This window comes from Pseudomonas gingeri, assembly GCF_013385635.1.
Classification (GTDB): Bacteria; Pseudomonadota; Gammaproteobacteria; order Pseudomonadales; family Pseudomonadaceae; genus Aquipseudomonas; species Aquipseudomonas gingeri_A.
In genome coordinates, this window is the sequence record NZ_JACAPR010000028.1 from 147,441 (window position 1) to 172,308 (window position 24,868).

The following is a 24,868-nucleotide window of genomic DNA, read 5'->3' on the forward strand; positions in this document are numbered from 1 at the left end:
CTATTCACTTTCAGGTGCGAGATATCCGGGAGCCCTATGCTGCGTATCGGTTTTATCGTCTTTCCCGGTTTCGGCGTGATGAGTTTCTCCGCGCTCTCGGTATTCGAAACGGCCAACGGCGTGCTCGGCAAGCCGCACTATGACGTGCGCCTGCTATCGGAGGGCGGTGGTGCCGTGCGCAGCTCCGTGGGGGTCGTGGTACAGACGGAGCCTTTCACGGCTGACGGGTACGATACGGTGATCATCGGCGGCGGCAACCAGCGTCCCTTCACTCCCGCCCTGCTCGCCTACCTGCGCCAGGCCGCACAAACCAGCCGACGTTTGGCCGCCACCTGCTCCGGGACCTTTTTCCTCGCCGAAGCCGGATTGCTCGACGGTTGCCGGGCAACCACCCACTGGTTCTTCGCCCCGCAATTCCGTGCCCGTTACCCCCGGGTCAAACTGGACGAGGAGCGCCTGTTCGTCGTCGACGGTTCGCTGTGGACCTCGGCCGGGATGACCGCGGGTATCGACCAGGCACTGACCATGGTCGAGAAGGACCTCGGTGCCGACGTGGCGCGAGCCGTGTCGAAAACCTTTGTCCTGCAAAGCCGACGGGCCGGTGGTCAGCCACAGTCGTCGGTGCTGCTGGAAGAACCACGCGGCGACCGCATCCAGATTGCCCTGGCCTATGCACAGAACCACCTGAACACCGAGTTGAGCCTGGATCGACTGGCCCAGGCCGCGCACCTGAGCACCCGCCAGTTCAGCCGGGCCTTTCGCGAACAGACCGGCACTTCCCCGGCCAAGGCCATTGAAAAACTGCGCATCGATGCGGCGCTGGTCCTGATCCAGGAAGGCCGCCACCCGATAGAAGCCATCGCCCGCCAGACCGGCTTTGGCGACAGCGAGCGGATGCGCCGCGCCTTTGTCCGCGAGTTCGGCGAACCGCCACGGGCGATGCGCCGCAATGCCCGTAGCCAGGCGGACAAGCCCCGACAAGACGCAACCATGGCCTGAAACGAGGGTTAAACGACACTTTCAGCGGACTTCGGGCGATTACGCTGGTTCATACTTCCAACCAAGCGCAGAACGTCTGCCAGGAGACACCATGAAGCTGCTGTCCACGACCCGTATCGCGACCTGCTCGCTGTTGCTGGGTGCACTGATCACCCTCTCGACCCACAGTGCCTTCGCCGCCTCGAACGAAGACGAAGTGCGCGGTTTCTTCAGCGATTTCGTCAAGGCGCAGAACGCCCACGACCTCAAGCGGATCCGCGCGATGCTCTGGGATTCGCCGCAGATGCTCTGGTATGCCCGTGGCGGTGCGAACTGGGGCCCGGACGCGGTGGTCGAGCGCCTGAAGGACTACTACCAGGGCGTCTGGCAACTGGACCCGGACATGAGCAGGTTCCGCACGACCCAACTCAATGACAGCGTGGCGCAGATCCTCGTGCCCGTGACCTTCACCCGCAGCCACGCCGGTGAAGCCCCGCAGAAAAATACCTTCCTGATCAGCCAGACGCTCCTGCGTGGTCCCGATGGCTGGCGTGTCGCGACGATCATGCCGGTGGCCGATACCAACTTCAAATAGACCGCGACACGGACCTGCCCGGCCGGAATTGCATCCGGTCCTTTCGAGGCGGCCGGCGCTATGAATGAAAAGGTTTCTCATTTATATTTGCGCCTGCACTGCCTCGTCCCAGGTCCATCATGCCGCTCGACCCTGCCAAGCCATCCCTGCTCAGCACCCTGGTGCGTCACTACGACGAACTGGTCGATCACGTGCGCCGACGCTTCGGCGATCGCGGTTTTGCCCGCGAGGTGGTGCACGATGTCTGCGTGCAACTGCTGGAGAAACGCCAGTTGGAGGAAGTGCGCACGCCCCTGGCGCTGCTGCGCAAGATCTCCCATGACCAGGCCGTCGACCGCTACCGCAGCGAACGGCGGCGCCAGGCCTGGATCGTCGAGTTGCCCGAGGATTTCGAAGCCACCAGCGACGCGCCTTCGCCACCGCGCCAGTATGAAGCCGAACGCGAGCTGGAACGCCTGGCCCAGGCCATCGAAGCATTGCCGCCGCGCTGCCGGATGGTCTTCGTGATGCATAAGGTCCACCAGTTGCCGCAGGCGGAAGTCGCGACGCAGTTGGGGATTTCCCTGAAGACCGTGGAAAAGCACTTGAAGCTCGGCCTGGCTGCCTGCCGCGCCCGGCTCGACCTGTCGGAACCCGTCTCATGACCAGCCTGCCCCCGCCGTCCCGCGAAGAAGAAGCCCTGGCGCGACATCGCGAAGAACTGCGCAAACGCTTTCCCCTGCCCGAGCCCAGGCCACGCAAACCGCGCAAGGCCGTGGCGGGAGCCCTGCTGGTGATGCTGCTGGCCGCCGGACTGGGCTGGCTGGACCCGGCCTATCAACACGTATCCTACGCCAGCGCCGTCGGCGAGCGGCGCATGCTGGAATTGGCCGATGGCAGCCGCATGACCCTGGACAGCAACAGCCGGGCCTCTGTCGAATGGCACCTGCGTTCGCGGCGGATCGAGCTGCAGGCCGGCCAGGCGCTGTTCGACGTCTCGAAGACCGTTTTCAGGCCCTTCCAGGTTGAAGCGGGCACGACCCGGGTACGGGTGTTGGGCACGCTGTTCAGTGTCGACCGTCTTGACCAGGGCGCGCGCGTGACCCTGGTGCGCGGCAAGGTCGACGTCGAGACCGAGGACGGCCGTCATGTGCAGTTGGCCCCCGGCCAACAGGTCGAGACCCGCCCGGGGCAACGCCTGCAACCGCTCGGGGTGGACACCGAAGCAGCGCTCGCCTGGAAGGACAACCGCCTGATCTTCGACCGCACACCGCTGGCCGACGCCCTGGCGCGGATCCAGCGCTATCGCACAGCGCCGATTCGCCTCGACGACCCGAGCCTGGCCGGCCTGCCCATCACCGGAGTATTCGACAGCAGCAAGGTCGAGGACCTGCTCGCCCTGCTGCCGAGCATCCTGCCGCTGAGCCTGGACAGCGGGAGCGACGGGACCCTGCACGTGCGGCGCAAGGGCGGAAAAAAATAATCGATGCGACAGGTAGGGTTTTCCCGGACGAGAAACGGCAGGTAGTCAAAGCCCCCTACTTTCCAAGGAACACCGTCCATGAAGCCACGCCCGCGCAGCGCTCGCCTGCCACTGCCCTTGTCATTGCTGACCGGCAGCCTGCTGTTCGTCCTCTCGGCCCATGCCCAGGACAAGGTCCTGCTCGACCTGCCGAGTTCGCGCCTGGACCAGGCGCTCAATGCCCTGGCACGCCAGTCGTCGGTGCAGATCCTGTTTGCCAGCGACATCGCGCAGGAGCGGACCACACCCGCCCTCAAGGGCAGTTTCACCCCGCAGGAAGCGCTGGCGCGACTGCTCGACAACAGCGGCCTGCAAACCCGGGTCAAGGACGAGAGGACCTTCGTCATCGTCCCGGCCGGTGCTGCACCGGCCCCGGCGGCCAAACCGGCCGAGGTGTCCTATATCGCGCCCATGGTGATCAAGGGTGACGTGCTGGGCAGCGCCAGCGATCCGCAAGTACTGACCTACGCCGGCAGCCGCACGGTGATCGGCACGGACAACCTGGACAAGGCCAGTGTGCGCGGGATCGACGATGCCCTGCAAAGAGTGCCCGGGGTCAAGATCTTCGACGAAACCGGCACCGGCGCCCTGCCGCAGATCGCCGTGCGTGGTTTGTACGAAAGCCGCAGCGGGCGGATCCAGGCGCTGTCCGACGGTATCCCGCTGGCACTGGCGCCCTACGGGCAGACCGGTCTGTCTTTGTTTCCGGTGACCATGGCCACGGTCGACCGCATCGATATCGTCCGTGGCGGGGCCGCCGTGCAGTACGGGCCGAACAACGTCGGCGGGGTCATCAACTTTATCAGCAAGCCGATTCCCCGCGAGTGGGAAAACACCCTGCAGGAACGTACTACCTTCAATGCCGGCGGACGCCAGTTGTGGGACACCTACTTCGGCACCGGCGGTTACCTGACCGACAACTTTGGCCTGCAACTGGACCTCAATACACTCTCGGGCGAAGCCGGACGGGAACACTCCGACACCGACATCCAGAACTATCGCCTGCGCGGCCAGTGGAATATCGACGATGACCGCGAGCTGAGCTTCGGCGTGCAGCACTACGAGGCCGACATGGACCTGGCGGGCGCCCTGAGCGTCAAGGACTACCGCGACGATCCACGTCAGTCGACCCGCCCCCTGGATCATTTCGACGGCAATACCGACCGCGTCTGGGGTACCTACACCCAGCGCCTGGGCGCCATCGGCCCGTTCGATTCGGTGGAGTTCAGCTGGACCCACTTCGCCCACGACAGCTATCGCAACTTTATCGTCGGCCTGCCCTTCACCCCGGACGGCACCGCCACCAGCCGCCAGGACGGTCCGCGTGACTTCAAGGTCTGGGGCAGCGAACCGCGCCTGAGCATGAGCATCGACGGCGACAACCTCAGCCAGACCTGGCTGGTGGGCGCCCGCTACGTCGCGGAGGACATCGACTACAAGGTCGATCGCCAGAGCGTGGCCACGGGCAAGACCACGCCGTTCCGCGACTGGCAGTTCAACGACGAGGCCAAGGCGTTCTACCTGAGCAACGCCATCGGCCTGTTCAACAACCGCCTGACCATCACCCCGGGTGTCCGTTATGAAAATGCGCAGATGGACTACAAGGACGGAATCACAGGCTTCCAGCACGACAACAAGTCCGAAGAATGGCTGCCCGGCCTGACCGTCGGCTACCAGGCCACGAACGACTGGTACGTGTATGCCAACGCGCAGAAATCACTGCGTCCGCCGCAGGTGACGCAGATCGTCAAGGAGGGCGATGTCGGCGCCGAACTGGCCTGGAACTACGAGACCGGTGTGCGCTACACACCGTGGAAAGGCCTGCGTGTCGACCTCGGTGTGTACCGCATCGATTTCGACGACCAGATCGTCTACGACGCGACCACCGACCGCTACGTCAACCTCGGCAGCACCCGTCACCAGGGCATCGAGAGCGAGATATTCTGGACTCCGGGCGCCCTGCCCGACCTCGACCTGCACGCCAGCTACGCCTACCTCGACGCCAAGCAGCGCAATGGCACCTTCAAGGGTAATGAAGTGCCGTTCTCCTCGCGCAACCAGTTCAGCGTCGACGGCCGCTATCACTTCGCCGAACGCTGGACCTACAGCCTCGACGGTCTGTACGTCAGCAGCGCCTATACCGACGCCGCCAACTCCGGGGCCGAGGATGCCAGCGCCTCCGTGGGCCGGCTGCCGGCCTACTGGGTCTGGAACACCGCCATCGAACGCCAGTTCCCGCTGCAGGACAAGACCGTGCTGACGGCCTCGGCGGGCATCAGCAACCTGTTCAACCGCGAGTACTACTTCCGCGGGATCGATACCAGCCCGTGGGGCCGCCAACCGGCACCTGCGCGTTCGCTGACCCTGGGGCTCAACTATCGTTTCTGAGACAGCGTTTCTGCAGCCTACAACCACCAGCGCAAGAGGAAAAAGAACGCCATGCTCAGCAACATGCTGAGCAAGGTGTTGCGGGTGTAGATCACCAGCCCGATGGCGACCAGCGAACTGATCAGGTACGGGTTGTCGAGTTGCAGGTTCAGTTGCCGGTCCGGCATGAACACGATCGGTCCGCAGATCGCCGTGAGCATGCCCGGTACGGCAAAGCCGAGGAACTGCCGGGCGTTGCTGCTCAGGCGCAACGGCAGGCGGGGTTCGAGAAACACGTAGCGGTTGAGGAACACCAGCAGCCCCATCCCGATGATTACCGCCCAGACCATCATTCGCCCCCCCGATACAGCTTGTTGCAGACAAATCCCGCCGTCATTCCCGCCAGTCCCGACAGCACCAGCGCCGAACCCCACTGCCAATAACTGAACAACACAGAGCAGAACAGCGACACGGCCACGCAGACCACGGTCGGCACACTGCGCACCACCGGAGTGATCAGGGCGATGAAGGTCGCGGCAATCGAGAAGTCCAGACCCAGATGCTCAAGCCCGGGAATACTGCGCCCCAGCACGATCCCCGCCAGGGTGAACAGGTTCCAGGCGATATAGAACGTCAGCCCCACTCCCAGCGCGTACCAGCGGTCGAACTGTTGCTTGTCGTGCTGGCTGGTCAGGGCGAACAGTTCATCGGTCAGCAGGAAGCCCAGGCCGACGCGCCAGCGACCGGGCAACGGGGCGATCACCGAACGCATGCTCATGCCATACAACAGGTGTTGCGAGGTCAACAGCGCGGTGGTCAGCAGGATCGAGAAAATCCCCGCCCCGCCCTTGAGCATGCCGATCGCCACCAGTTGCGCGGCGCCGGCAAACACGATGCTCGACAGGCCCTGGCCCTGCAGGGGCGTCAGGTTGGCCTCGATGGCCATGGAGCCGGCCAGCAGCCCCCAGGGTGCCGTCGCCAGGGACAGCGGCATGATGGCCACGGCACCGCGCAGGAAGGCGGTGCGAGGCAGAAGATGATCGGACATAAAACTCGCGCTTCAGGAAAAGACGCGTGACTTTGGCAGGGCCTCCGCGGCTTGTCTTGAACAATCTTGCAAAAGTATCGCCAGATAAAAACCGTCAGGGCAGTCACTCCCGCACGCGAGCGACTGCCCCACAAAAGACCCACTCACGTGAGTCTTGTGCCCTGCTCAACGAATCGGTGGCAGTCGTACCTTGCCTGCCCGGCACTGGCTCTTCACGCCCTTGCCACAGGACGCATATTCCAGGTCCCGACCCAGGCAGACCCTCACCTCCGACAACTGCGGGCCGCTGCAACTGACCGCCACGCCGTCACCCGGCATGCCCGGGTTGCTCTGCTGGAACAACAGCGCGATTTCCTCGGCGGAGAACTCGCGCACCGCCGTGGAGGGTTGCAGCGCTTCGGGAATCCGCACCTTGCCCAATGCCCGATCGGTGGTATCCAGGTAAGCACTGGCTCCCAGGCCGCTGCAGGTGCCGTGTTTCTTCCACTCATGCTTGAGCAGCTTGGCCGTCGGGAACAACGTCAGGCCCTGTTGGCGCTGCTCGGCCGACAACGGCGTCAACGGCGCACAGGATTGCGGCCAGCCACCTCGCGCGTATTGTGGCCAGAGGCCGTGAAGCACAAAACCATAACCCTTGCCGGTGCATTGCTCATTGCCTGCATGGGTCAGGCAGAACGTCGGTGACCAGGACAACGCCAGCAGGTAGTAATCGAACTCACCGGCTTCACCGCGCTGCTTGTCGCGCCCCTGGCCCGCCTGCACCACTCCCGCTGGCACCATGAAAAGGGCCAGCACTAACAAAAACAACTTCATTCCTTTCTCCCGCGTCTTGTTGAGGACAGAGACTCCCTGCCCGATTCCATGAGTGATGCTCAAATACCAGAAACAACCGGCGCACAGTCTACCCAGGGACTGCAGTCACCAGTAAAGGCCCCGGGCGACCAGGTTCCGCACCGGTCAAGGCTGACAACGTGATGCATGAATCAATGTCCGTGGCGTTAAATAAATTATGAAGATTCGTTACAAAACAGTAACATTTGCTACACCTCTCGCCTTCCTGACTTCTTATCATGGAGGGCTGTATTTCATCCATTTGGGCCAACCGACTCAGGTGCCATGCCGACCTCGTCGGTTGCGCACTTCTGAAGCGGTTTTCTCAGGATTTCGCCGAACTTTGTCGGCTTTATCCTGATCTGCGGGATTCTGCTTCTAAAGGAGCAAGCGCTTCATGAGTACTCGATCCATCCGCAAGAAAGTCGTCTCGGTCCTCTGGACACTGGGCGTGCTCTTGATCATCTATTGCTTCCCGAAAACCGTCTTCGGTTTCCTCGCGCTGGTCGTGGTCTGCGGTATATACGACTTCCTGCGCAATGGCATCTACACCGCCGAACTGGCCAAGAAGTACTTTATCGGCAGTGGCCGCAACACCTGGGTGCTGGCGCCGTTCAATACCCTGTTCGACCTGGTGAGCCGACGCAACCGTGGCGTCTATCGGATGCAGGACCTGCCCGAAGACTGCCAGCGCGACCTGCAGCAGGTCATCGACAAGGCCATGAGCCACAAGGACGAGATCATCGACTACCTCGACGGACGCATGGCGCAGAACAAGCGCGGCATGCTGTTCTTCCAATGGTACGGGCGCAAGATCGACACCGAACTGGACATCAAGGAACTGCAACAGAAGTTCCCTTATGTGAAAACCGTCGGCGTCTCGGTGTTCAATGCCAACCAGTCGACCTCGTTCCACTTCGGCCCGCTGCGCATGATGTTCCGGGTGCTCTACAACATGGCCCCGGCCCCGCACCATGACGGCGTGTACATCCAGTGCCGCAAGGAAAAACACTTCTGGCACGACGACCCGTTGTTCATCTTCGATGACACACTGCTCCACGCCTCGTTCAACAAGAACGATATCAAGCGTTACTGCCTGTTCATCGATATCGTGCGCCCGTCCCGCACACCGTTCATCCTCAAGGGTGTGATCGCCGGTTTCGCCGGGGTGGTCTTTGCCCTGCGCCGGGTGTTCTACAAGAACTGGAAATTGATCCAGTAATACCCCACCGCCTGCCTCTGCCCTGGAATCGGACCCCGCGTTCATCCAGGGCATCTCGCCCCACGACCACTTGTCCAAAACCGACTACCTACCCATTCGGAGTATGTTCCCGGCTTCGCCCTGCCTGAATAGTGGACTCACCCGCTCTTCCCGAGCCGAATCCAGTCCGAAGGTGAGATGGCCATGCACAAGGCGTTGGTGGTAACCCTGAGTCTCCTGCTTGCCCCTGTTTTTTCCGCGTCGCACGCCGAAGAAGTGGATACGTCGAAAACCCTGCGGCTGTACAACTGGGCCGACTACATCGGCGAAAACACCCTCGCCGGCTTTGAGAAAGCCACCGGCATCAAGGTCATCTACGACACCTTCGACTCCTACGAAACCGTGCAGGCCAAGCTGCTCACCGGTCACTCCGGTTATGACCTGGTGACCCTCAACGCCTCGCTGGTGCCGCCACTGATCAAGGCTGGAGTGTTCCAGCCCCTGGACAAGCAACAACTGCCCGACTGGAAAAACCTCGACCCGCAGACCTTGCAGCACCTGCAGGGCTACGACCCCGGCGTGGTCTACTCGGCGCCCTATACCTGGGGCAGCAACGGCGTGACCTACAACGTCGAGAAGATCCGCGAACGCATGCCGGACGCGCCCATCGGCTCCCTGGCGATGCTCTTCGACCCGAAGATCGTCGCGCGCTTCGCCGATTGCGGCGTGACCCTGCTCGACGCGCCGACCGAAGTCATTCCCCTGGCCCTCACCTACCTCGGCCGCGATCCCCGTAGCGCCAGACCCGATGATCTCGAGGCAGCGCAGAAGCTGCTGATGACGATCCGTCCGTACCTGAAGAAATTCGACTCGGTGAACTACCTGAGCAGCCTGCCCAACGGCGATATCTGCATGGCCATGACCTGGTCCGGTGACGCCGCCACCGCCCAGGCCCGCGCCGAGGAGGCCGGGCTGAAAATCAAGCTGGCGTACTTCATTCCCAAGGAAGGCTCGCTGATCTGGTTCGACAACCTGTACATCCCCAGCGATGCCAGCCACGTCGCCAATGCACACAAATTCCTCGAATACCTGCTGCAGCCCCAGGTCATGGCAGACGTGACCAACTTCATCCACTACGCCAACAGCAACACCGCGTCGACCCCGCGGGTGAATGCCGATGTGCGCGCCAACCCGGCGATCTACCCGGACGATGCCACCCGCCAGCGCCTGTTTGCGCAGAAAACCCAGGACGCCAAGGACATGCGGGCCATCACCCGCGTCTGGAATACGGTAAAGACCGGCCTGTAAGACCCGCATGACTCAAAGATCCACACCTTCGAAAAAGGGCACGCTCATGGCTATTCCAACACAAGCATTCCTCGCCGGATTCGACCAACAGAGCCTGGTCGAAGCGGACAAGGCGCACTACATGCACGGTTACCACATGTTCGACGAGCACCGTGAGCAAGGTGCCCTGAATATCGTCGCCGGTGACGGCGCCTACATCTACGACACCGAGGGCAATCGCTTCCTTGATGCCGTGGGCGGCATGTGGTGTACCAATATCGGCCTGGGCCGCGAGGAAATGGCCGAGGCGATTGCCGATCAGGTTCGCCAACTGGCCTACTCCAACCCGTTCTGCGACATGTCCAACGCGGTAGCCATCCGCCTCTGCGAAAAACTCGCCAGCCTGGCCCCCGGCGACCTCGACCACGTGTTCCTCACCACCGGCGGCTCGACCGCCGTGGATACCGCCTATCGCCTGGTGCAGTTCTACCAGAACAGCCGTGGCAAGCCGCAGAAGAAACACATCATCGCCCGCTACAATGCCTACCATGGCTCCACCACCGTGGCCATGTCGATCGGCAACAAGGCCGCTGACCGGGTACCCGAGTTCGACTACGCCCACGAGCGCATCCACCACGTCTCCAATCCCAACCCATATCGCGCCCCCGACGGCATGGACGAGGAGCAGTTCCTCGAATACCTCGTGGCGGAGTTCGAGGACAAGATCCTCAGCATCGGCGAAGACAAGGTCGCGGCGTTCTTCGCCGAACCGATCATGGGCTCCGGCGGCGTCATCATTCCGCCCAAGGGTTACCTGCGGCGCATGTGGGAAGTCTGTCAGCAGTACGACATACTGTTTGTCGCCGATGAAGTGGTGACCTCCTTCGGTCGGCTGGGCAAGTTCTTCTCCTCCTGGGACGTCTTTGGCGTACAGCCGGACATCATCACCACCGCCAAGGGCCTGACCTCGGCGTATCTGCCACTGGGCGCCTGCATCTTCTCGGCGCGCATCTGGAACGTGATCGGCGAGCCGGGCAAGGGCCGCTGCTTCACCCACGGTTTTACCTACAGCGGGCATCCGGTGTGCTGCACCGCTGCATTGAAGAATATCGAGATCATCGAGCGGGAGAACCTGCTCAAGCATGTCGATGAGGTCGGCGGCTACCTGGAGGAACGCCTGGGCAGCCTGCGCGACCTGCCGCTGGTGGGCGATGTGCGCTGCATGAAGCTGATGGCCTGTGTCGAATTCGTCGCCGACAAGCAAACCCGCGAGCTGTTTCCCGACAAGCTGAACATCGGCGAGAAAATCCACCTGCGGGCCCAGGCCAGGGGCCTGCTGGTACGGCCGATCATGCACCTGAACGTGATGTCGCCGCCGTTGATCATCAGTCGGGCCCAGGTCGACGAGATCGTCGAGACCTTGCGCGAGTGCATCCTCGAAGTGGCCGACGAACTGCAGAAAAGCGGCCAATACAGCGGACGATGAGCGCCCGGCCGACGGCTTTGCACCCGGAGGAGCGGGTCGTTAGACTGCGGGGCATGAGCCCCGTACCCGACGACACCGCCACCCGCCTGTCCTTCCAGGCCCTGTATCGCTGGCATGCCGGGCTGGCGGGGGCCTTTGCCCATCTCGACGAGCCCGATTGCCTGCGCCACCTGGCCCGGGCTTTCGGTCAACTGGTGCCGGTCGAGTCGGTGATGATCAGCCTCGAACGCAAGGACCGACCGCCGCAACTGCTGTACTTGCAAGGTATTCCGGAAGAGTTTCGCGATGCGATCATCGAACGTTATTTTGCCGGCGGCTACTTGCTCGACCCGTTCTGCCTGGCCGTGGAGAACGGCCTGGCCGAAGGTTTTTATCCGCTGGAGGAAATCGCCCCGGACGATTTCTTCGACAGCGAATACTACAAGACCTACTACCTCAAGCTCGGTTGCGCCGAAGACAGCTACTACATCGTCAACCTCGATGAACACAGCAAGATCTCCGTCAGCCTGTTCCAGGGCCTGGGTGCCGCCAGCCTGAGCAGCGCGCAGCTGGATCTGCTGCGGGCGGTCGAGCCGATGGTGCGCACCCTGGTGACCCAGTTCGCCGCCCGCGGACTGCAACGCACTCCCCTGCTGTTCGGGCCGCCGGCCGACGAACAGGCACAGGACGCCGAGGTCAATCTGCGGATCCAGACGGCCTTCAGCCGGTTCGGTTGCGAGGTGCTGACGGAGCGTGAGCGCGAAGCCGCGCAGATGGTGCTGCGCGGTCACTCGGTGAAGTCAACGGCCAGGGAAATGAATATCTCCCCGGAAACCGTGCGCATGCACCGCAAGAACCTCTACCTGAAACTGGGCATCAGTTCCCAGTCGGAACTGTTCGCGCGGTTCATCGACTGGTTACGCCAGAGCTGATTGTTGACGATCGCGGCAGGAGCAACGCTTCAGGCCGACAGCGAATAGATCAGCGCCGAAATCGCCACCAGGCCCACCAGCGTCACGAACACGTTGGACATCTGCCCGGCGTACTGGCGCATGGCGGGTACGCGACGGATCGCATACATCGGCATCAGGAACAGCAGCGCCGCGATGATCGGGCCGCCGAGGGTCTCGATCATGCCGAGAATGCTCGGATTGAGGGTCGCCACCAACCAGCAAATTACCAGCATGAACGCCGCTGTCATACGGTCCAGGGCCTTGGTGCCCGGCTTGCGACCGCTCTTGACCACCAGGCCCTTGAGACCTTCGCTGGCGCCGATGTAATGCCCCAGGAACGACTTGGCAATCGCCACGAAGGCAATCAGCGGCGCGGCAAAGGCGATGGTCGGGTTGCTGAAGTGGTTGGCCAGGTACGACAGGATCGACAGGTTCTGCGCCTTGGCTTCCGCCAGTTGTGCCGGCGACAGGGTCAGCACGCAGCTGAACACGAAGAACAGCACCATCACCACCATCAGGCCGTGGGCTCGCGAGAGGATCTGGCTGCTGCGCGCTTCGGCATGCACACCGTAACGACGCTTCTGGTCCACCGCAAAGGCGGAAATGATCGGCGAGTGGTTGAACGAGAACACCATCACCGGGATCGCCAGCCACAGCGTATGCAACAACGCCGAAGGCTGCGGCAGGCTGCCGGCCGTGGCGAGGATGCCGCCGTTCCAGTGAGGGATCAGGAACACCGCGAGGAACAGCAAGGCGACGATGAAGGGGTAGACCATCATGCTCATGGCCTTGACGATCACCTGCTCGCCGCAACGTACCACCGCCAGCAGGCCGAGGATCAGCACCAGGGACAGGACTGCCCGCGGTGGCGGCGCGATGTGCAACTGATGCTCGAGGAAACTGCCCACGGTGTTGGTCAGGGCCACGCTGTAGATCAGCAGGATCGGGAAGATCGCGAAGAAGTACAGCAAGGTGATCAGCGCCCCGGCCTTGAGGCCGAAATGCTCTTCCACCACTTCAGTGATGTCCGCACCGTCGCGCCCGGAGAGCACGAAGCGGGTCAGGCCACGGTGGGCGTAGAAGGTCATGGGGAATGCCAGCAGCGCCAGGATCAGCAGCGGCCAGAAGCCGCCCAACCCCGCGTTGATCGGCAGGAACAGGGTGCCGGCACCGATCGCCGTGCCAAACAGGCCCAGCATCCAGGTGGTGTCTTGGCGGCTCCAACTGCTCAGTGCAGCGGGTGCCGATTCATAGCGTTCGTCGACGCTGTTGGCCTGGTCATTCATCCGGTCGAATCTCCGTTAGCCGGTCATTACCACGCGACCGGGGCGGAAAAAACGTGTCACTGGCAGCGCCCCGGCCATAAGAGGGGCGCGATTGTCCGGGATTAAGCTTAAGAAGCAAAGGGTTAGCTGAGCAACGGTCGACTGTGCCGGTGTTTCAGGGGACCTCTGTACGGTCCTCCGGCGCCTGGTATCCCTCGTGCAACAGCTCGACCAACTGCCGCAAAAAGTAGTGCTTTTCCAGGACTTCCCGGCGAAAACACACCCGATGGTGACGCAAAGCCCAGCGCTCGCGCAGCTCGATGATCGCCAGGCGGCGGTCATCATCGGCGGCCAGGGTCGACAGCGGCACGATACTGATTCCGGCGCCCGATGCCACCAATTGGACAATCGAACCGAACCCCGAGACCTGCACACAGACATCCAGCGAGCCGCCGGCCAGGGCCGCCTGACTCATCAGGTAGGTGTGCAGCGCCGCGCCGCTTTGCAGGCTGATGAAGGGTGTCCCCAGGCACGCGGTAAAGCGCACCGACACCTCGCGAGCCAGCGCGCTGTGCGGCGGCGCGATGATCACGAAGCGGTCTTCGCGGTACGGCACGAATTGCAGGTCCGGGTGGTCGGAATCCACCGCGACGATGCCGATATCCGCCCTGCCCGCCGCCACCGCCGCAACGATTTCCGAGCCCAGGCGCTCCTCCAGGTTGATCCGCACGGCGGGATAGGCGGCGAAGAACCGGCTCAGGTCGGCGGGCAGGAAGGAACTGATGGCGTTGTTATTGGCAAAGAAGGTGATATGGCTGGTCAGGCCCTGGACGTACGGCATCAGGTCGGCATGCATCTGCTCCAGTTGGGCCAGGCAGCGCCGGGTGTGTTCGAGCATCACCACGCCGGCCTGGGTCAGCCTAACGCCCCGGGCCTGGCGCACCAGCAACTCGGTGCCGATGGCCTCTTCCAGGCCCTTGAGGCGCAGGCTGACCGATGACGGCGCCAGGTGACAGCGCGCCGCGCCGCGGGTCAGGTTGCCTTCCTCGGCTACCGCGAGGAATACCTTGAGGTCCACCAGATCGTAATGCATGAGGATCGAGCCACGTTGAAAGGGCTCGGTCATCACACCTTACCCTGGGTCACTTGGCAATGGCCTCTGCCTCGACCGGCTCAGGCTGGGGCTCGGGCAGGCGGTTGAGCACGCGGTGCATGCGTTCGCGATCCAGCTCCTTCTCCCAGGCCGAGACCGCCACCGTCGCCACGCCGTTGCCGATCACATTGGTCAGGGCCACCACTTCACTGAGGAAACGGTTGATCCCGAGGATCAGCACCAATCCGGACACCGGCACCGTCGGCATCACCGCCAACGTCGCCGCCAGGGTGATAAAGGCCGCGCCGGTCACGCCACTGGCGCCCTTGGACGTTACCATGGCCACGGCGAGCAAGGTCAGTTGCTGGGTCCAGGTGATCTCGATATTCATCGCCTGGGCGATAAACAGCACACACATGGTCATGTAGATATTGGTGCCGTCGAGGTTGAACGAGTAGCCGGTGGGAATCACCAGCCCGACCACCGAGCGCGAGCAACCGAGACGCTCCAGCTTGGTCATCATCAGCGGCAGTACCGGCTCGCCGGAACTGGTGCCGAGGACGATCAGCAACTCTTCCTTGATATAGACCAGGAAGCGGAACAGGTTGAAACCGACAAACCGGGCAATCGCCCCCAGCACCACGATCACGAAGAACAAGGCGGTGATATAGAAGGTGCCGATCAGCTTCAGCATCGGCAGCAACGAACCAACGCCATAGGTTCCGATGGTGAAGGCGATGGCCCCGAAGGCGCCGATGGGCGCCAGCCGGGTGATGATCCCGACAATCCCGAACAGCACCTGGGACAGGCCGTCGATCAACTGGTTGACGCTCTTCGCCTTCTCCCCCAGCCCGGCCAGCACCGCGCCGAACAGCAGCGCCACCAGCAGGATCTGCAGGATCGCGCCCTGGGCGAAGGCCGACACCAGGGTGTCCGGGATAATGTTCATCAGGAAGCCGCTGGTGCTCAGTTCGTGGGCCTTGTCCGCATAGGCGGCCACCGCGCTGGCATTGAGCCTGGCCGGATCGACGTTGAAACCGGCGCCGGGCGTCAGCCAGTGGGTCGCCACCAGGCCGATCAGCAAGGCCAGGGTCGAGACCACTTCGAAGTAGAGCAAGGCCTTGCCACCGACCCGGCCGATCTTCTTCATGCTGTCCATGCCGGCGATACCGGTGACCACGGTGCAGAAGATGATCGGCCCGATCACCATCTTGATCAGCCTGATGAAGGCATCACCCAGCGGCTTCATATCGGCGGCCAGGCTTGGCCAGTAGTGGCCGACGGCGATGCCCAGGAGCATGGCGGCGAGGACCTGGATGTACAGCACTTTGTAGAAGGGTCTTTTCATTATTGGTCTCCACAAAAGGTATCGGGCGATGTTCTCGCCCGAGAAAAATCGCAAGGCATCGCTCGCGTCAGAGACGCTGATGCAGCCACCTTGCAGCGGCCAGGACCCGCGCGTCACTGCCGCGCGGACCGATCACCGATAGCCCCAGCGGAGCGCCGTCAAGGCTGATCCAGGGCAGGCTGACCTGCGGCAGACCGGCCAGGCCGGCGATGCTCAGCAACTGCTGGGAACGCAGGCGCTGTTGCTCCATGGCTTCGCTGCTGGCATCCAGGCGCGGGGCAACGGCCGGCACCGTGGGCAACAGCAGGAAGCTCGAATCATTGGTAAAAAGCGTCGCCAGTTGCTGTGCGGCGGCCTGGCGTACCCGTTGCTCGGCGGCGACCTGCCGGGCGGTGACCCGCGAGCCGGCGAGAAAACGCTGGCGAACATCTTCCGCGAGCTGGTCGAGATGGACACTGATCCAGGCACCGTGCTGCTGCCAGATCTCACCGCCCTGCAAGGCCCGATGGGCCTGGGCGTAATCCGCCAGCGGCAGGCTACCCGCTGGCAGCACCGCGTGTTGCAGGTCACTGCCGAGCCGTTCGACCAGGGCGCCGAACGCCACCTGCACGTCCTTGTCGCACACCGCCAGGGTGTCCTCGCTCAAGTGGAACACAGGGGCTTGCAACGAGCGTTCGTCCAGAGCCTCGTTGGCCAGGACCGCGAACACCGCTGCGAGATGCTCACCACTGGCGGCGAACCAGCCGACGGTATCGAAGCTGTGGGCCAGGGCGAAGCAACCACGCGTGGCAATGCGGCCCTGGGTCGGACGCATGCCCCATACCCCGCAGTAGCTGGCCGGCAAACGGCAGGACCCGCCGCAATCGGTACCCAGGCCGATATCCGCGAGTCCTGCGGCCACCGCCACCGCCGAGCCGGACGACGACCCTCCGGGAATCCGCAACGGGTCGGCCGGATTGCACGGTGTACCGTAGTGCAGGTTGATCCCTGCCAGGCTGAACGCCAGTTCGTCGGTGACCGTCTTGCCGGTCCATTCGGCACCGGCTTCCAGTAGCAGGCGCACCGCCAGGGCCGTCGCCGTTGCCGGGGCCTGCTGGGCCAGCCAGCGCGGATTGCCAGCACCGGTACGTTGCCCCTCGATATCGAAGACATCCTTGGCCGCCAGGCGCAGGCCTGACAAAGCCCCGTAATGAGGCGTGATAAAAGGTGTCCGGGAGAAGCCTTCACGAACAAAGGCCCCGTACAGGCCCGGCTGCAACAGGGCAACCGGTTGCGGATCGTCATGGGGGCATTCGGCAGCAGGCCGGCGGTCGAGAGGGTGCATGATCGGCGTGTTCCTCGGTGCGTTCTTGTGACGTGAGTATCGAGGGGGCCAACCGGAGAAAACAGCGAGGGTTGGCAAAGCCAGCCTTTGTCGGAAACGAACGCTCAGGAACGCGCCCCCGAAACGACCCAAGGCAAAAACACAGAAGAATCGGCAAACCGGCCTGATCTATTGATACACTGTAACAATCAATCCCAGCCTTTCTTGTCAGTGCCCTCCCATGACCTCTGTGCAACGCCGTGCCTGTTTCACCGCCCTCTTCCTGCTGCTGGGCGGCTCGTCAGCCCTGGCCGACGATCTGATGATCACCTGGCCCGGCGATTGGGAAGTACAGACCCTGCCGCCGGCGCAGAATGCTGCGGGCGAAGTCATCAGCGGATTGCGTCAACGTGCGGTGAAGAACGACCCCAACGGCGATCCGATGATGGTCATGGAACTGACCCAGTCGGCCCTCAACCCCGGCCATGAGGTCAACCTCCCCGGCGTGTTGCTGGAGATGCGCAAGGCGGTGCAGAAGAACTTCGTCGAGCGCGGCTTCATGAGCGTGTGCAACCGCATTCACGACAGCACCCTGGGCGGTTTGGCGGCGGTGGAAACCACCTGCACCATCACCCAGAACGGCGGTCACGTGATGACCCAGACCCTGGTGGCAGCGGCCAATGACGGCAAGGCGTACTCGCTGCTGTACGCCGGCTCGGCGGACGGCTACAAGACTGTGGAGCCGGTGGTCAACGGCATCCGCGCCAGCCTGCGCCTGCAGCCCTGACCCGTTCCTTGTGGGAGCCGGCTTGCCGGCGATGACGGCCGAACAGCCCCCGCAGAACTACACCCCTACCCCGCCAGGAATCCCCGGGCCATGCCGCTGGCGGCAATCACGATCAGCATGATCAACAGCGCTTCAATATGGCTGATCCGCGCGAACAGGCGAGCCCGGCCGGTATCGATGGCCGCGCCCTTCTTCTGCGCGATACGCCACTTGATCAGGCTGATCATCGGCGCCAGTTCCAGCAGCAGGACAATCACGAACAGGGTCAGCTTGAGGTGGAACAGCGGCTGATGCAGGTAGTAATCGCTGCCCTTCTCGAAGCCGGCGAAAGCCCGCAGACCACCGGTGACCAGCAGGACGCCGGCGCTGATGCCCCACAGATTGTCCCAGATGAACACCTGGCGCAGTTCCGCCGGGCCGCTGCCGGTGAGGCGGCGCAAGGCTCCGCCACGACCGAACACCGCCGCCAGGGCGATACCGAAGGCCAGAAGGTGCAGCGCTGCCAGGGACCAGTGAGCAAGCATCGGATCGTCTCCTTGAATGAGCAAGACAGTTGTAGCTCAAACCACCCCTTGTCGCGAGCGGCTTCATTCAGTTAAGGACATGCGCCCCTGAATACGCCACATAATCCGTAGGAGCGTGGCTTGTCCGCGAAGCTTTTAGCGGCCTCACGGGCCTCATCGCTGCGATGCGGCGTCCCGACAAGCCAGGCTCCCAACAGAGTCCGTATTTGCCTTATGGCAGCAGAATCACCTTGTCACTGCTGCCCTGATTGACCTCGGCATACCGCGCCGGGCCTTCGGCCAGCGGAGATTCCAGCAGGCCCGATGGCAGCTCCAGCAAGCCTTCGTCGAAGAACCGTCCGAACTGCTCGAGCATCCGCGCGCAGGCCTCGGTGCCATAGAGCAACGAGTTGATGCCGACCACCGAACCACCCTTGCGATACAACGCCAGGGCCGGCAGTTGCACATGACCGTCGACCGGCGCGGCGATGATCGCGATCCGCCCGAAAGGTGCCAGCGCGCCGACCGCCGCCGGTAACCAGAAGCCGGTGGTGTCGAAGATTACCTCGGCGCCGCCGGGAAACACGCCGTTGACCGCCGCCGCCAAGGTTTCCGGCTGGTCCAGTTGAATGGCCTCGAAACCCTTGTCCTGCAGTGCCTTGACCTGCTCCGGACGCCGCACCGCACCGAGCACCTGGGCACCACGGATCTTCGCCAGGGCCATCGCCGCGCTGCCGACCGCGCCACTCGCGCCGATGACCAGCAACCGCGTACCGGCCTTCACCAGGCTGCGCTCCAGGGCATCCCAGGCGGTGGTGTACGGCACGCCGAGGCTGGCGGCCTGGACAAAACTCAAGTGGCTCGGCTTGAGCGCCACGCCCCTGGCCGGCAGGGTCAGGTATTGCGCGTGGGAACCGTCGCCGGTAAAGCCCAGCTCCTTGCCGGTGCCCCAGACTTCCTGGCCGAGCAGTGCCTGCGGCCCCTCGACGACCACGCCGGCGAAATCCCGTCCGGGGACCCGTGGCAAGGTGGTGTAGGCGAAGCGACCGAGGACGTTTTTCACATCGCTGGGGTTCAGGCCGGCCGCCTTGATCTGCACCAGGACTTCTCCGGCAGCGGGCACGGGCATCGGCAGGTCGACCAGTTGCAAGGCCGAGAGATCGCCGGTCTTCGAAAATTGCAGGGCTTTCATAAAGTACGCATCCAGACAGGGAACAAGGGATTCTTCAGGACAACCAGCCAGCCACCAGTTGCTTGCCGAGGGGCCAGGCCTTCTCGCCCAGTTGCATGCCCAGCAAACCGACCAGGGCCACGGCGGGTGGCGCCGGGGAACGGAAATCGAGCCCGCCGTAAAGCAGCCCGACAACAATGCCGATGGCGAGGGAAATCAGGTAGCTCATGACGAACTCCGGGCTCGATAAGGGAATGCCCGCAGTCTATGGCCGACAAAGCATGGCTGTCGGTCAAGGGCTTCTGGATATCGGCCAAAATCGAGGGTACGGCGTCAGCCCACCGGGTAATGCGACGGCGCGATGCCCAGGGCACGGCGGAACATATCGCTGAAACTGCTGGGCGAGTAACCCAGCGAGCGGGCGATGCGACTGACCGGCACGCCCTGGATCAACTCCGCCACCGCCGTCGCCAGTTGCACCTGGCGCCGCCACTCGGCAAAGCCCATGCCCAGCTCCGCCTGGAACAGGCGGGCCAAGGTGCGCACGCTGGCGCCGGCCTGTTCGGCATGCTGATCGAAGGAAATCGCCAGGGACGGCGCGCCCATCACCGCCTGACAGAGGCTCATCAGGCGCCGGTCGGTCTCGCAAGGCATCGGGATTTTCAGCAGCGAACGCCGCGCTTGCTTGAGCTCCAGCAACGCCAGGTTGACCAGCGCCTCGTAGTATTCGCCCTGCGGGTCGTCGGTCTGCTCGACCAACCGGACGATCAGCTCGCGCAACAGGCCGCCGACCTCGATCACCTGGACCGTGCTTTCCAGGGTCTCGGCCAGGGCCGGACGCAGGTAGATATTGCGCATCTGCAGGTCCGACACCACCCGGATGCCATGGGCGACACCGGGCGGCAACCAGACCGCCCGTTGCGGCGGGACCACCAGGGCTTCATGAGGCGTCTCGACCCACATGACCCCGGACATCGCATACAGCAATTGCCCCCAGACATGCTCGTGGGGCTCGATGTACAAGCCCCGCGGGTAAGTCCGTGCCAGGGGCTGCACGGGCCGGCCGGTGTCGGTGAGATCGGGCGGCGCGGCCAGGGCCATGATCAGCGGGCGACAGGCGTACGCATGGTGACGAACTCTTCGGCCGCCGTCGGATGCACACCGATGGTTTCGTCGAAGTGCTGCTTGGTGGCGCCGGCCTTCAGGGCGATAGCCAGGCCCTGGATGATTTCACCGGCGTCGGGGCCGACCATATGGCAACCCAGGACCTTGTCGGTGCGGGCATCCACCACCAGCTTCATCAGGGTACGTTCCTGGTCTTCGGTCAGGGTCAGCTTCATAGGCCGGAACCGGCTTTCGAAGATCTGCACCTCATGGCCCTGCTCCCGCGCCTGCTCCTCGCTCAGGCCGACCGTGCCGATATTCGGCTGGCTGAACACGGCGGTGGGAATCAGGTTGTAGTCGACCGGACGATACTGTTCGGGCTTGAACAGGCGCCGGGCCACCGCCATGCCTTCGGCCAGGGCCACCGGCGTCAGTTGCACGCGGCCGATCACATCGCCCAGGGCGAGGATCGACGGTTCGCTGGTCTGGTACAGTTCGTCGACCTCGATAAAGCCGTGCTTGTCCAGCTTCACCCCGGTGTTTTCCAGGCCCAGGTTGTCCAGCATCGGACGTCGGCCGGTGGCGTAGAAGATGCAATCGGTCTCCAGCTCGCGACCATCCTTGAGAGTGGCTTTCAGGCTGCCGTCGGCCAGCTTGTCGATACGCTCGATATCGGCATTGAACTGCAGGCCCAGGCCGCGCTTGCCAAGCTCTTCGGCCAGGTGCTTGCGCACCGCGCCGTCGAAGCCACGCAGGAACAGGTCGCCGCGATATAGCAGTTGGGTATCGGCGCCGAGGCCATTGAAAATGCCGGCGAACTCGACGGCGATATAACCGCCACCGACCACCAGGATGCGTTTGGGCAGTTCCTTGAGGAAGAACGCCTCATTGGAGCCGATGGCATGTTCATGCCCCGGAATCTCCGGGATCTGCGGCCAGCCACCGGTGGCGATCAGGATATGCCTGGCGCTGTAGCGCTGGCCGTTGACCTCGACCTGATGCGGATCCACCAGCTTGCCATGGCCTTCCAGCAAGGTAACGCCGCTGTTGGCCAGCAGGTTGCGGTAGATGTCGTTGAGGCGATTGATTTCCTTGTCCTTGTTGGCGATCAGGGTCGCCCAGTCGAAGTTCGCCTCGCCCAGCGACCAGCCGAAGCCTTGCGCGTGTTCGAAGTCTTCGGCGAAGTGCGAGCCGTACACCAGCAGCTTCTTCGGCACGCAGCCGACGTTGACGCAGGTGCCACCCAGGTAGCGGCTCTCGACCACTGCCACTTTGGCCCCGAAACCGGCGGCAAACCGCGCCGCACGTACACCGCCGGAACCGGCGCCAATTACAAACAGATCAAAATCGTAGGCCATTTCTATCTCCTCGGCAGGCACACAGCATAACCGCTGTGGCCTTTTGGGTCAGCGCTGGACACTACATAAGGGCGCCCAAATGAAAAAGCCACCCGTGGGTGGCTTTTCTTTCTACCGGTCTTTCTACCAGAGAAGCGGCGCTGGCTTAGTAAGCCTTGCCGGTCTTGTAGAAGTGTTCGAAGCAGAAGTTGGTGGCCTCGATGTAGCCTTCGGCGCCACCGCAGTCGAAACGCTTGCCCTTGAACTTGTAGGCAATCACGCAACCGTCCTGGGCCTGTTTCATCAGGGCGTCGGTGATCTGGATCTCGCCGCCTTTGCCCGGTTCGGTCTGTTCGATCAGGTTGAAGATGTCCGGGGTCATGATGTAGCGACCGATGATCGCCAGGTTCGACGGGGCATCTTCCGGTTTTGGCTTCTCGACCATGTTGCGTACGCGGTACAGGTCGTCACCGATCAGGTCGCCGGCGATCACGCCGTACTTGCTGGTTTCCTGTGGATCGACTTCCATGATCGCGACGATGGTGCAGCGGTACTGTTTGTACAGCTTGACCATCTGCTTGAGCACGCCGTCACCTTCGAGGTTGACGCACAGGTCGTCCGCCAGGACCACGGCGAACGGCTCGTCGCCGATCAGTGGGCGGCCGGTCAGGATCGCATGGCCCAGCCCCTTCATTTCGGTCTGGCGGGTGTAGGAGAACGAGCACTCGTCCAACAGGCGACGGATACCGACCAGGTATTTTTCCTTGTCGGTGCCCTTGATCTGGTTTTCCAACTCGTAGCTGATGTCGAAGTGGTCTTCCAGCGCGCGCTTGCCGCGGCCGGTGACGATCGAGATCTCGTTCAGTCCGGCGTCCAGCGCTTCCTCGACGCCGTACTGGATCAGTGGCTTGTTCACCACCGGCAGCATTTCTTTAGGCATGGCTTTAGTCGCTGGCAGGAAGCGAGTACCGTAACCGGCTGCTGGGAACAAGCATTTCTTGATCATATAAGTCCTTAAAAAGGGCGGTGTGTACGAGTTTCGGCGCAGTCTAATCAGGCGGCGGTCACCTTACAATGCCCCGCTGATAGCATACTGACGCCAACATAGAGAAAAACTGGCGCGGATAGTTCCGCGAGGCTTGCAAATAGTGCGACGCCCGGTACCCGCGGCGACCACGGAACACTTTCACGCGCACGCCAAGGCAGCAATTCTAGCTGCTGATACCGGTTTTCGCCTTGATCTGCGCTATGATTCCCGCCTTCCATGATCCCCAGTGAGACAGATCGATGTCGGCAGCAAAAAGCGTGAACGGTTACCTGATCAACCAGGCGAAAGACGGCCAGTGGTGGGTCGCCGGTGTCGATGGCGAGAACATTGCAGGGCCGTTCCCCACCGAGGCACTGGCTATTGAAGTGGCATCGGTTTTCCAGGACACCCCAGCCCCCGCCGCCAAGCGTCGTGGCAACTGAAGGCTGAACGACATGAAGCGACTTCTGGCACTGATTGCGGTAGTGGCCCTGGGCGGCTGCGCCACGGCGTCCAAGACCTATCTGGACAACGGCCGGCAAGGCCTGGCGATCGACTGCTCGGGCGAGGCGATGTCTTGGGCCAAGTGCTATGAGAAAGCCGATGCCTCCTGTGCCGGGACCGGCTACACCATCGTCGGCACGGATGGCACCCCGCAGCCCGCCGAAAGCGACAAGACACTCGGCGTGGATGTCGGCAACTTCAAGAGCCGCACCGTGGTGGTGGTCTGCAAGTGACGCAAACCAGCCGGAGGTTGGTGGGCACCGACCTCAGGGCTGACCGGAAATGCAGCGGGTAGCCGCATCGAGCACCGCGCTGGAGCGCAGCGGGTTGTTCGACATGCTCTCGTAGAGCTTGATGCTGCTGCCGTTGGAACGCTCTTCGATGTCCAGCAGCGCCGCCGGCGAGGTGGACAGGCGATCACGCACGACCATCTTGATCCCGCTCTTGTGCGGCGTCAGCAACGAAGGGCCACGGCTCTTGGTCAGGATCGTGTCCACGCACTGGGCATACTCATTGGGCTTCTTGCCCGAAATCACATTCAGCGTCGGCGGTGTCTGCTGGATGTCCTTTACACTCGCACAACCACTCAACGCCAAGACAGCGACCCAAACGCCCCACTTCATGAAAAAACCTCCGATAAAGACGCTCCGACAGCATCCATGGGATTTTTCTCCCTGGGACGTGAATTAAAAGCACCTGAATTAAAAGCACCAGGCCTGGATGCGCCTGAATTAAATCCAACTTCATATGGCGACAAGGCCCTGTAATCCGTCAAACTTGTCGACCTGCCCGGAGAATAGCGCCATCGTAGCCGCAAACCCCGCTACGCCACATGCTATCTTTTTGATTTTGTAGAAAAAGCCTTCTGGAGGCGCCCATGAAATTCATCCACCAGCGCGAGCACCTCAACGAAGACGACATTGTCGTGATCGACTGCTCCCAGACCTGCAACATCCGCCTGATGAACGACGCCAACTTCCGCAGTTTCAAGAACGGCGGCCGTCACACCTACCACGGCGGGGCCTTCGACACGTTTCCGGCGAAGATCACCGTGCCGAGCACCGGGTTCTGGAACATCACCCTGGACACGGTCGTTACCAAGCGCGCCATCAGCGTCACCCGCAAGCCGAACCTGACGCATTCGATCCGCATTATCCGCCGTTCCAGCTCGAAACTGCGTTAATTCGGCGCACACGCCCA

27 protein-coding genes are annotated in these 24,868 nt (G+C 62.8%); 13 read left to right on the forward strand and 14 right to left on the reverse strand.

From position 1 onward, the window contains the following. Positions 1 to 36 precede the first annotated feature (36 nt). The 5 genes from HX851_RS29025 to HX851_RS29045 all read left to right on the forward strand — a co-directional run bounded on the left by HX851_RS29025 (position 37) and on the right by HX851_RS29045 (position 5,462). Positions 37 to 999 (forward strand): GlxA family transcriptional regulator, encoded by a 963-nt coding sequence (locus HX851_RS29025; protein ID WP_177064157.1) that lies wholly within the window; start codon positions 37 to 39, stop codon positions 997 to 999. Positions 1,000 to 1,090: 91 nt separating this feature from the next. Then, positions 1,091 to 1,573: a DUF4440 domain-containing protein gene (locus HX851_RS29030; RefSeq protein ID WP_177055614.1), complete on the forward strand. Its 483-nt coding sequence runs from the start codon at positions 1,091 to 1,093 to the stop codon at positions 1,571 to 1,573. A gap of 119 nt (positions 1,574 to 1,692) precedes the next feature. After that, positions 1,693 to 2,217, forward strand: a complete 525-nt coding sequence (locus tag HX851_RS29035) for an RNA polymerase sigma factor (protein ID WP_177064158.1) — start codon at positions 1,693 to 1,695, stop codon at positions 2,215 to 2,217. Then, positions 2,214 to 3,035 (forward strand): FecR family protein, encoded by an 822-nt coding sequence (locus HX851_RS29040; protein ID WP_177064159.1) that lies wholly within the window; start codon positions 2,214 to 2,216, stop codon positions 3,033 to 3,035. The genes HX851_RS29035 and HX851_RS29040 overlap by 4 nt, the downstream gene beginning before the upstream one ends. Positions 3,036 to 3,113: 78 nt before the next feature. Further along, positions 3,114 to 5,462, forward strand: a complete 2,349-nt coding sequence (locus tag HX851_RS29045) for a TonB-dependent siderophore receptor (RefSeq protein ID WP_177064160.1) — start codon at positions 3,114 to 3,116, stop codon at positions 5,460 to 5,462. Positions 5,463 to 5,479: 17 nt separating this feature from the next. Here the strand turns inward: HX851_RS29045 and HX851_RS29050 are convergent, their stop codons facing one another. From HX851_RS29050 to HX851_RS29060, 3 genes are all read right to left on the reverse strand, one after another. Continuing rightward, positions 5,480 to 5,791: an AzlD domain-containing protein gene (locus HX851_RS29050; protein ID WP_177055808.1), complete on the reverse strand. Its 312-nt coding sequence runs from the start codon at positions 5,789 to 5,791 to the stop codon at positions 5,480 to 5,482. Further along, positions 5,791 to 6,489 carry an AzlC family ABC transporter permease gene (locus tag HX851_RS29055; RefSeq protein ID WP_177055622.1) on the reverse strand — a complete coding sequence of 233 codons (699 nt, stop codon included), beginning with the start codon at positions 6,487 to 6,489 and terminating at the stop codon, positions 5,791 to 5,793. Before HX851_RS29055 ends, HX851_RS29050 begins: the two co-directional genes overlap by 1 nt. Before the next feature lie 165 nt (positions 6,490 to 6,654). Beyond that, positions 6,655 to 7,302 (reverse strand): ribonuclease T2 family protein, encoded by a 648-nt coding sequence (locus tag HX851_RS29060; RefSeq protein ID WP_177055624.1) that lies wholly within the window; start codon positions 7,300 to 7,302, stop codon positions 6,655 to 6,657. A 415-nt stretch (positions 7,303 to 7,717) separates the two neighbouring features. Between HX851_RS29060 and HX851_RS29065 the strand changes: the two genes are divergently transcribed. The 4 genes from HX851_RS29065 (at position 7,718) to HX851_RS29080 (ending at position 12,205) form a co-directional block, all read left to right on the forward strand. Further along, entirely contained in the window at positions 7,718 to 8,542 is an 825-nt protein-coding gene (locus tag HX851_RS29065) for an aspartyl/asparaginyl beta-hydroxylase domain-containing protein (protein WP_177055627.1), read from the forward strand. A gap of 183 nt (positions 8,543 to 8,725) precedes the next feature. After that, the gene (locus HX851_RS29070; protein WP_177064161.1) at positions 8,726 to 9,829 is read left to right on the forward strand and encodes a polyamine ABC transporter substrate-binding protein; all 1,104 of its coding nucleotides are present in this window, start codon (positions 8,726 to 8,728) and stop codon (positions 9,827 to 9,829) included. A 46-nt stretch (positions 9,830 to 9,875) separates the two neighbouring features. Beyond that, positions 9,876 to 11,294 (forward strand): aminotransferase, encoded by a 1,419-nt coding sequence (locus HX851_RS29075; RefSeq protein ID WP_177055631.1) that lies wholly within the window; start codon positions 9,876 to 9,878, stop codon positions 11,292 to 11,294. A gap of 53 nt (positions 11,295 to 11,347) precedes the next feature. Continuing rightward, entirely contained in the window at positions 11,348 to 12,205 is an 858-nt protein-coding gene (locus tag HX851_RS29080; RefSeq protein ID WP_177064162.1) for a helix-turn-helix transcriptional regulator, read from the forward strand. A 29-nt stretch (positions 12,206 to 12,234) separates the two neighbouring features. Here HX851_RS29080 and HX851_RS29085 read toward each other — a convergent pair whose 3' ends face one another. The 4 genes from HX851_RS29085 to HX851_RS29100 all read right to left on the reverse strand — a co-directional run bounded on the left by HX851_RS29085 (position 12,235) and on the right by HX851_RS29100 (position 17,256). After that, complete coding sequence (locus HX851_RS29085) at positions 12,235 to 13,512, reverse strand: serine/threonine transporter (RefSeq protein WP_177064163.1); 1,278 nt, start codon at positions 13,510 to 13,512, stop codon at positions 12,235 to 12,237. Positions 13,513 to 13,666: 154 nt separating this feature from the next. Continuing rightward, positions 13,667 to 14,617, reverse strand: a complete 951-nt coding sequence (locus HX851_RS29090) for a LysR family transcriptional regulator (protein ID WP_256262793.1) — start codon at positions 14,615 to 14,617, stop codon at positions 13,667 to 13,669. A 16-nt stretch (positions 14,618 to 14,633) separates the two neighbouring features. Then, positions 14,634 to 15,932 (reverse strand): dicarboxylate/amino acid:cation symporter, encoded by a 1,299-nt coding sequence (locus HX851_RS29095; protein WP_177055637.1) that lies wholly within the window; start codon positions 15,930 to 15,932, stop codon positions 14,634 to 14,636. Positions 15,933 to 15,999: 67 nt separating this feature from the next. Beyond that, complete coding sequence (locus HX851_RS29100) at positions 16,000 to 17,256, reverse strand: amidase (RefSeq protein WP_177064164.1); 1,257 nt, start codon at positions 17,254 to 17,256, stop codon at positions 16,000 to 16,002. Between the two features lie 220 nt (positions 17,257 to 17,476). On the opposite strand from HX851_RS29100, the gene HX851_RS29105 reads away from it, so the two are divergent. Further along, positions 17,477 to 18,022 (forward strand): DUF4946 domain-containing protein, encoded by a 546-nt coding sequence (locus HX851_RS29105; protein WP_177055641.1) that lies wholly within the window; start codon positions 17,477 to 17,479, stop codon positions 18,020 to 18,022. A 65-nt stretch (positions 18,023 to 18,087) separates the two neighbouring features. Here HX851_RS29105 and HX851_RS29110 read toward each other — a convergent pair whose 3' ends face one another. From HX851_RS29110 to galU, 6 genes are all read right to left on the reverse strand, one after another. Continuing rightward, positions 18,088 to 18,546 (reverse strand): DUF2214 family protein, encoded by a 459-nt coding sequence (locus HX851_RS29110; RefSeq protein ID WP_177055643.1) that lies wholly within the window; start codon positions 18,544 to 18,546, stop codon positions 18,088 to 18,090. A 211-nt stretch (positions 18,547 to 18,757) separates the two neighbouring features. Next, positions 18,758 to 19,717: a quinone oxidoreductase family protein gene (locus HX851_RS29115; RefSeq protein WP_177055645.1), complete on the reverse strand. Its 960-nt coding sequence runs from the start codon at positions 19,715 to 19,717 to the stop codon at positions 18,758 to 18,760. A gap of 34 nt (positions 19,718 to 19,751) precedes the next feature. After that, a complete protein-coding gene (locus HX851_RS29120; RefSeq protein WP_017125196.1) occupies positions 19,752 to 19,925 on the reverse strand; it encodes a DUF1427 family protein in 174 nt (57 codons plus the stop codon). A gap of 104 nt (positions 19,926 to 20,029) precedes the next feature. After that, the gene (locus HX851_RS29125) at positions 20,030 to 20,797 is read right to left on the reverse strand and encodes an AraC family transcriptional regulator (RefSeq protein WP_177064165.1); all 768 of its coding nucleotides are present in this window, start codon (positions 20,795 to 20,797) and stop codon (positions 20,030 to 20,032) included. 2 nt (positions 20,798 to 20,799) lie between these two features. Continuing rightward, entirely contained in the window at positions 20,800 to 22,158 is a 1,359-nt protein-coding gene (gene gorA / locus HX851_RS29130) for a glutathione-disulfide reductase (RefSeq protein ID WP_177055649.1), read from the reverse strand. 145 nt (positions 22,159 to 22,303) lie between these two features. After that, the gene (gene galU, locus HX851_RS29135; protein ID WP_026145595.1) at positions 22,304 to 23,143 is read right to left on the reverse strand and encodes a UTP--glucose-1-phosphate uridylyltransferase GalU; all 840 of its coding nucleotides are present in this window, start codon (positions 23,141 to 23,143) and stop codon (positions 22,304 to 22,306) included. A gap of 281 nt (positions 23,144 to 23,424) precedes the next feature. Between galU and HX851_RS29140 the strand changes: the two genes are divergently transcribed. Both HX851_RS29140 and HX851_RS29145 read left to right on the forward strand, forming a co-directional pair. Beyond that, the gene (locus HX851_RS29140; RefSeq protein ID WP_177055651.1) at positions 23,425 to 23,607 is read left to right on the forward strand and encodes a hypothetical protein; all 183 of its coding nucleotides are present in this window, start codon (positions 23,425 to 23,427) and stop codon (positions 23,605 to 23,607) included. Positions 23,608 to 23,619: 12 nt separating this feature from the next. After that, positions 23,620 to 23,901 carry a hypothetical protein gene (locus HX851_RS29145; protein WP_177055653.1) on the forward strand — a complete coding sequence of 94 codons (282 nt, stop codon included), beginning with the start codon at positions 23,620 to 23,622 and terminating at the stop codon, positions 23,899 to 23,901. Positions 23,902 to 23,934: 33 nt separating this feature from the next. Here HX851_RS29145 and HX851_RS29150 read toward each other — a convergent pair whose 3' ends face one another. After that, the gene (locus tag HX851_RS29150) at positions 23,935 to 24,291 is read right to left on the reverse strand and encodes a hypothetical protein (RefSeq protein ID WP_177055654.1); all 357 of its coding nucleotides are present in this window, start codon (positions 24,289 to 24,291) and stop codon (positions 23,935 to 23,937) included. Between the two features lie 254 nt (positions 24,292 to 24,545). Here HX851_RS29150 and HX851_RS29155 point away from each other — a divergent pair, with 254 nt between their 5' ends. Next, positions 24,546 to 24,851 carry a DUF1883 domain-containing protein gene (locus HX851_RS29155; protein ID WP_017125189.1) on the forward strand — a complete coding sequence of 102 codons (306 nt, stop codon included), beginning with the start codon at positions 24,546 to 24,548 and terminating at the stop codon, positions 24,849 to 24,851. The last annotated feature ends 17 nt before the right edge of the window (positions 24,852 to 24,868 follow it).

Coding starts and splice junctions, on each gene's coding strand:
- HX851_RS29025 (WP_177064157.1), top strand. CDS start 37: ATGCTGCGTATCGGTTTTATCGTCTTTCCCGGTTTCGGCGTGATGAGT.
- HX851_RS29030 (WP_177055614.1), top strand. CDS start 1,091: ATGAAGCTGCTGTCCACGACCCGTATCGCGACCTGCTCGCTGTTGCTG.
- HX851_RS29035 (WP_177064158.1), top strand. CDS start 1,693: ATGCCGCTCGACCCTGCCAAGCCATCCCTGCTCAGCACCCTGGTGCGT.
- HX851_RS29040 (WP_177064159.1), top strand. CDS start 2,214: ATGACCAGCCTGCCCCCGCCGTCCCGCGAAGAAGAAGCCCTGGCGCGA.
- HX851_RS29045 (WP_177064160.1), top strand. CDS start 3,114: ATGAAGCCACGCCCGCGCAGCGCTCGCCTGCCACTGCCCTTGTCATTG.
- HX851_RS29050 (WP_177055808.1), bottom strand. CDS start 5,791: ATGGTCTGGGCGGTAATCATCGGGATGGGGCTGCTGGTGTTCCTCAAC.
- HX851_RS29055 (WP_177055622.1), bottom strand. CDS start 6,489: ATGTCCGATCATCTTCTGCCTCGCACCGCCTTCCTGCGCGGTGCCGTG.
- HX851_RS29060 (WP_177055624.1), bottom strand. CDS start 7,302: ATGAAGTTGTTTTTGTTAGTGCTGGCCCTTTTCATGGTGCCAGCGGGA.
- HX851_RS29065 (WP_177055627.1), top strand. CDS start 7,718: ATGAGTACTCGATCCATCCGCAAGAAAGTCGTCTCGGTCCTCTGGACA.
- HX851_RS29070 (WP_177064161.1), top strand. CDS start 8,726: ATGCACAAGGCGTTGGTGGTAACCCTGAGTCTCCTGCTTGCCCCTGTT.
- HX851_RS29075 (WP_177055631.1), top strand. CDS start 9,876: ATGGCTATTCCAACACAAGCATTCCTCGCCGGATTCGACCAACAGAGC.
- HX851_RS29080 (WP_177064162.1), top strand. CDS start 11,348: ATGAGCCCCGTACCCGACGACACCGCCACCCGCCTGTCCTTCCAGGCC.
- HX851_RS29085 (WP_177064163.1), bottom strand. CDS start 13,512: ATGAATGACCAGGCCAACAGCGTCGACGAACGCTATGAATCGGCACCC.
- HX851_RS29090 (WP_256262793.1), bottom strand. CDS start 14,617: ATGACCGAGCCCTTTCAACGTGGCTCGATCCTCATGCATTACGATCTG.
- HX851_RS29095 (WP_177055637.1), bottom strand. CDS start 15,932: ATGAAAAGACCCTTCTACAAAGTGCTGTACATCCAGGTCCTCGCCGCC.
- HX851_RS29100 (WP_177064164.1), bottom strand. CDS start 17,256: ATGCACCCTCTCGACCGCCGGCCTGCTGCCGAATGCCCCCATGACGAT.
- HX851_RS29105 (WP_177055641.1), top strand. CDS start 17,477: ATGACCTCTGTGCAACGCCGTGCCTGTTTCACCGCCCTCTTCCTGCTG.
- HX851_RS29110 (WP_177055643.1), bottom strand. CDS start 18,546: ATGCTTGCTCACTGGTCCCTGGCAGCGCTGCACCTTCTGGCCTTCGGT.
- HX851_RS29115 (WP_177055645.1), bottom strand. CDS start 19,717: ATGAAAGCCCTGCAATTTTCGAAGACCGGCGATCTCTCGGCCTTGCAA.
- HX851_RS29120 (WP_017125196.1), bottom strand. CDS start 19,925: ATGAGCTACCTGATTTCCCTCGCCATCGGCATTGTTGTCGGGCTGCTT.
- HX851_RS29125 (WP_177064165.1), bottom strand. CDS start 20,797: ATGGCCCTGGCCGCGCCGCCCGATCTCACCGACACCGGCCGGCCCGTG.
- gorA (WP_177055649.1), bottom strand. CDS start 22,158: ATGGCCTACGATTTTGATCTGTTTGTAATTGGCGCCGGTTCCGGCGGT.
- galU (WP_026145595.1), bottom strand. CDS start 23,143: ATGATCAAGAAATGCTTGTTCCCAGCAGCCGGTTACGGTACTCGCTTC.
- HX851_RS29140 (WP_177055651.1), top strand. CDS start 23,425: ATGTCGGCAGCAAAAAGCGTGAACGGTTACCTGATCAACCAGGCGAAA.
- HX851_RS29145 (WP_177055653.1), top strand. CDS start 23,620: ATGAAGCGACTTCTGGCACTGATTGCGGTAGTGGCCCTGGGCGGCTGC.
- HX851_RS29150 (WP_177055654.1), bottom strand. CDS start 24,291: ATGAAGTGGGGCGTTTGGGTCGCTGTCTTGGCGTTGAGTGGTTGTGCG.
- HX851_RS29155 (WP_017125189.1), top strand. CDS start 24,546: ATGAAATTCATCCACCAGCGCGAGCACCTCAACGAAGACGACATTGTC.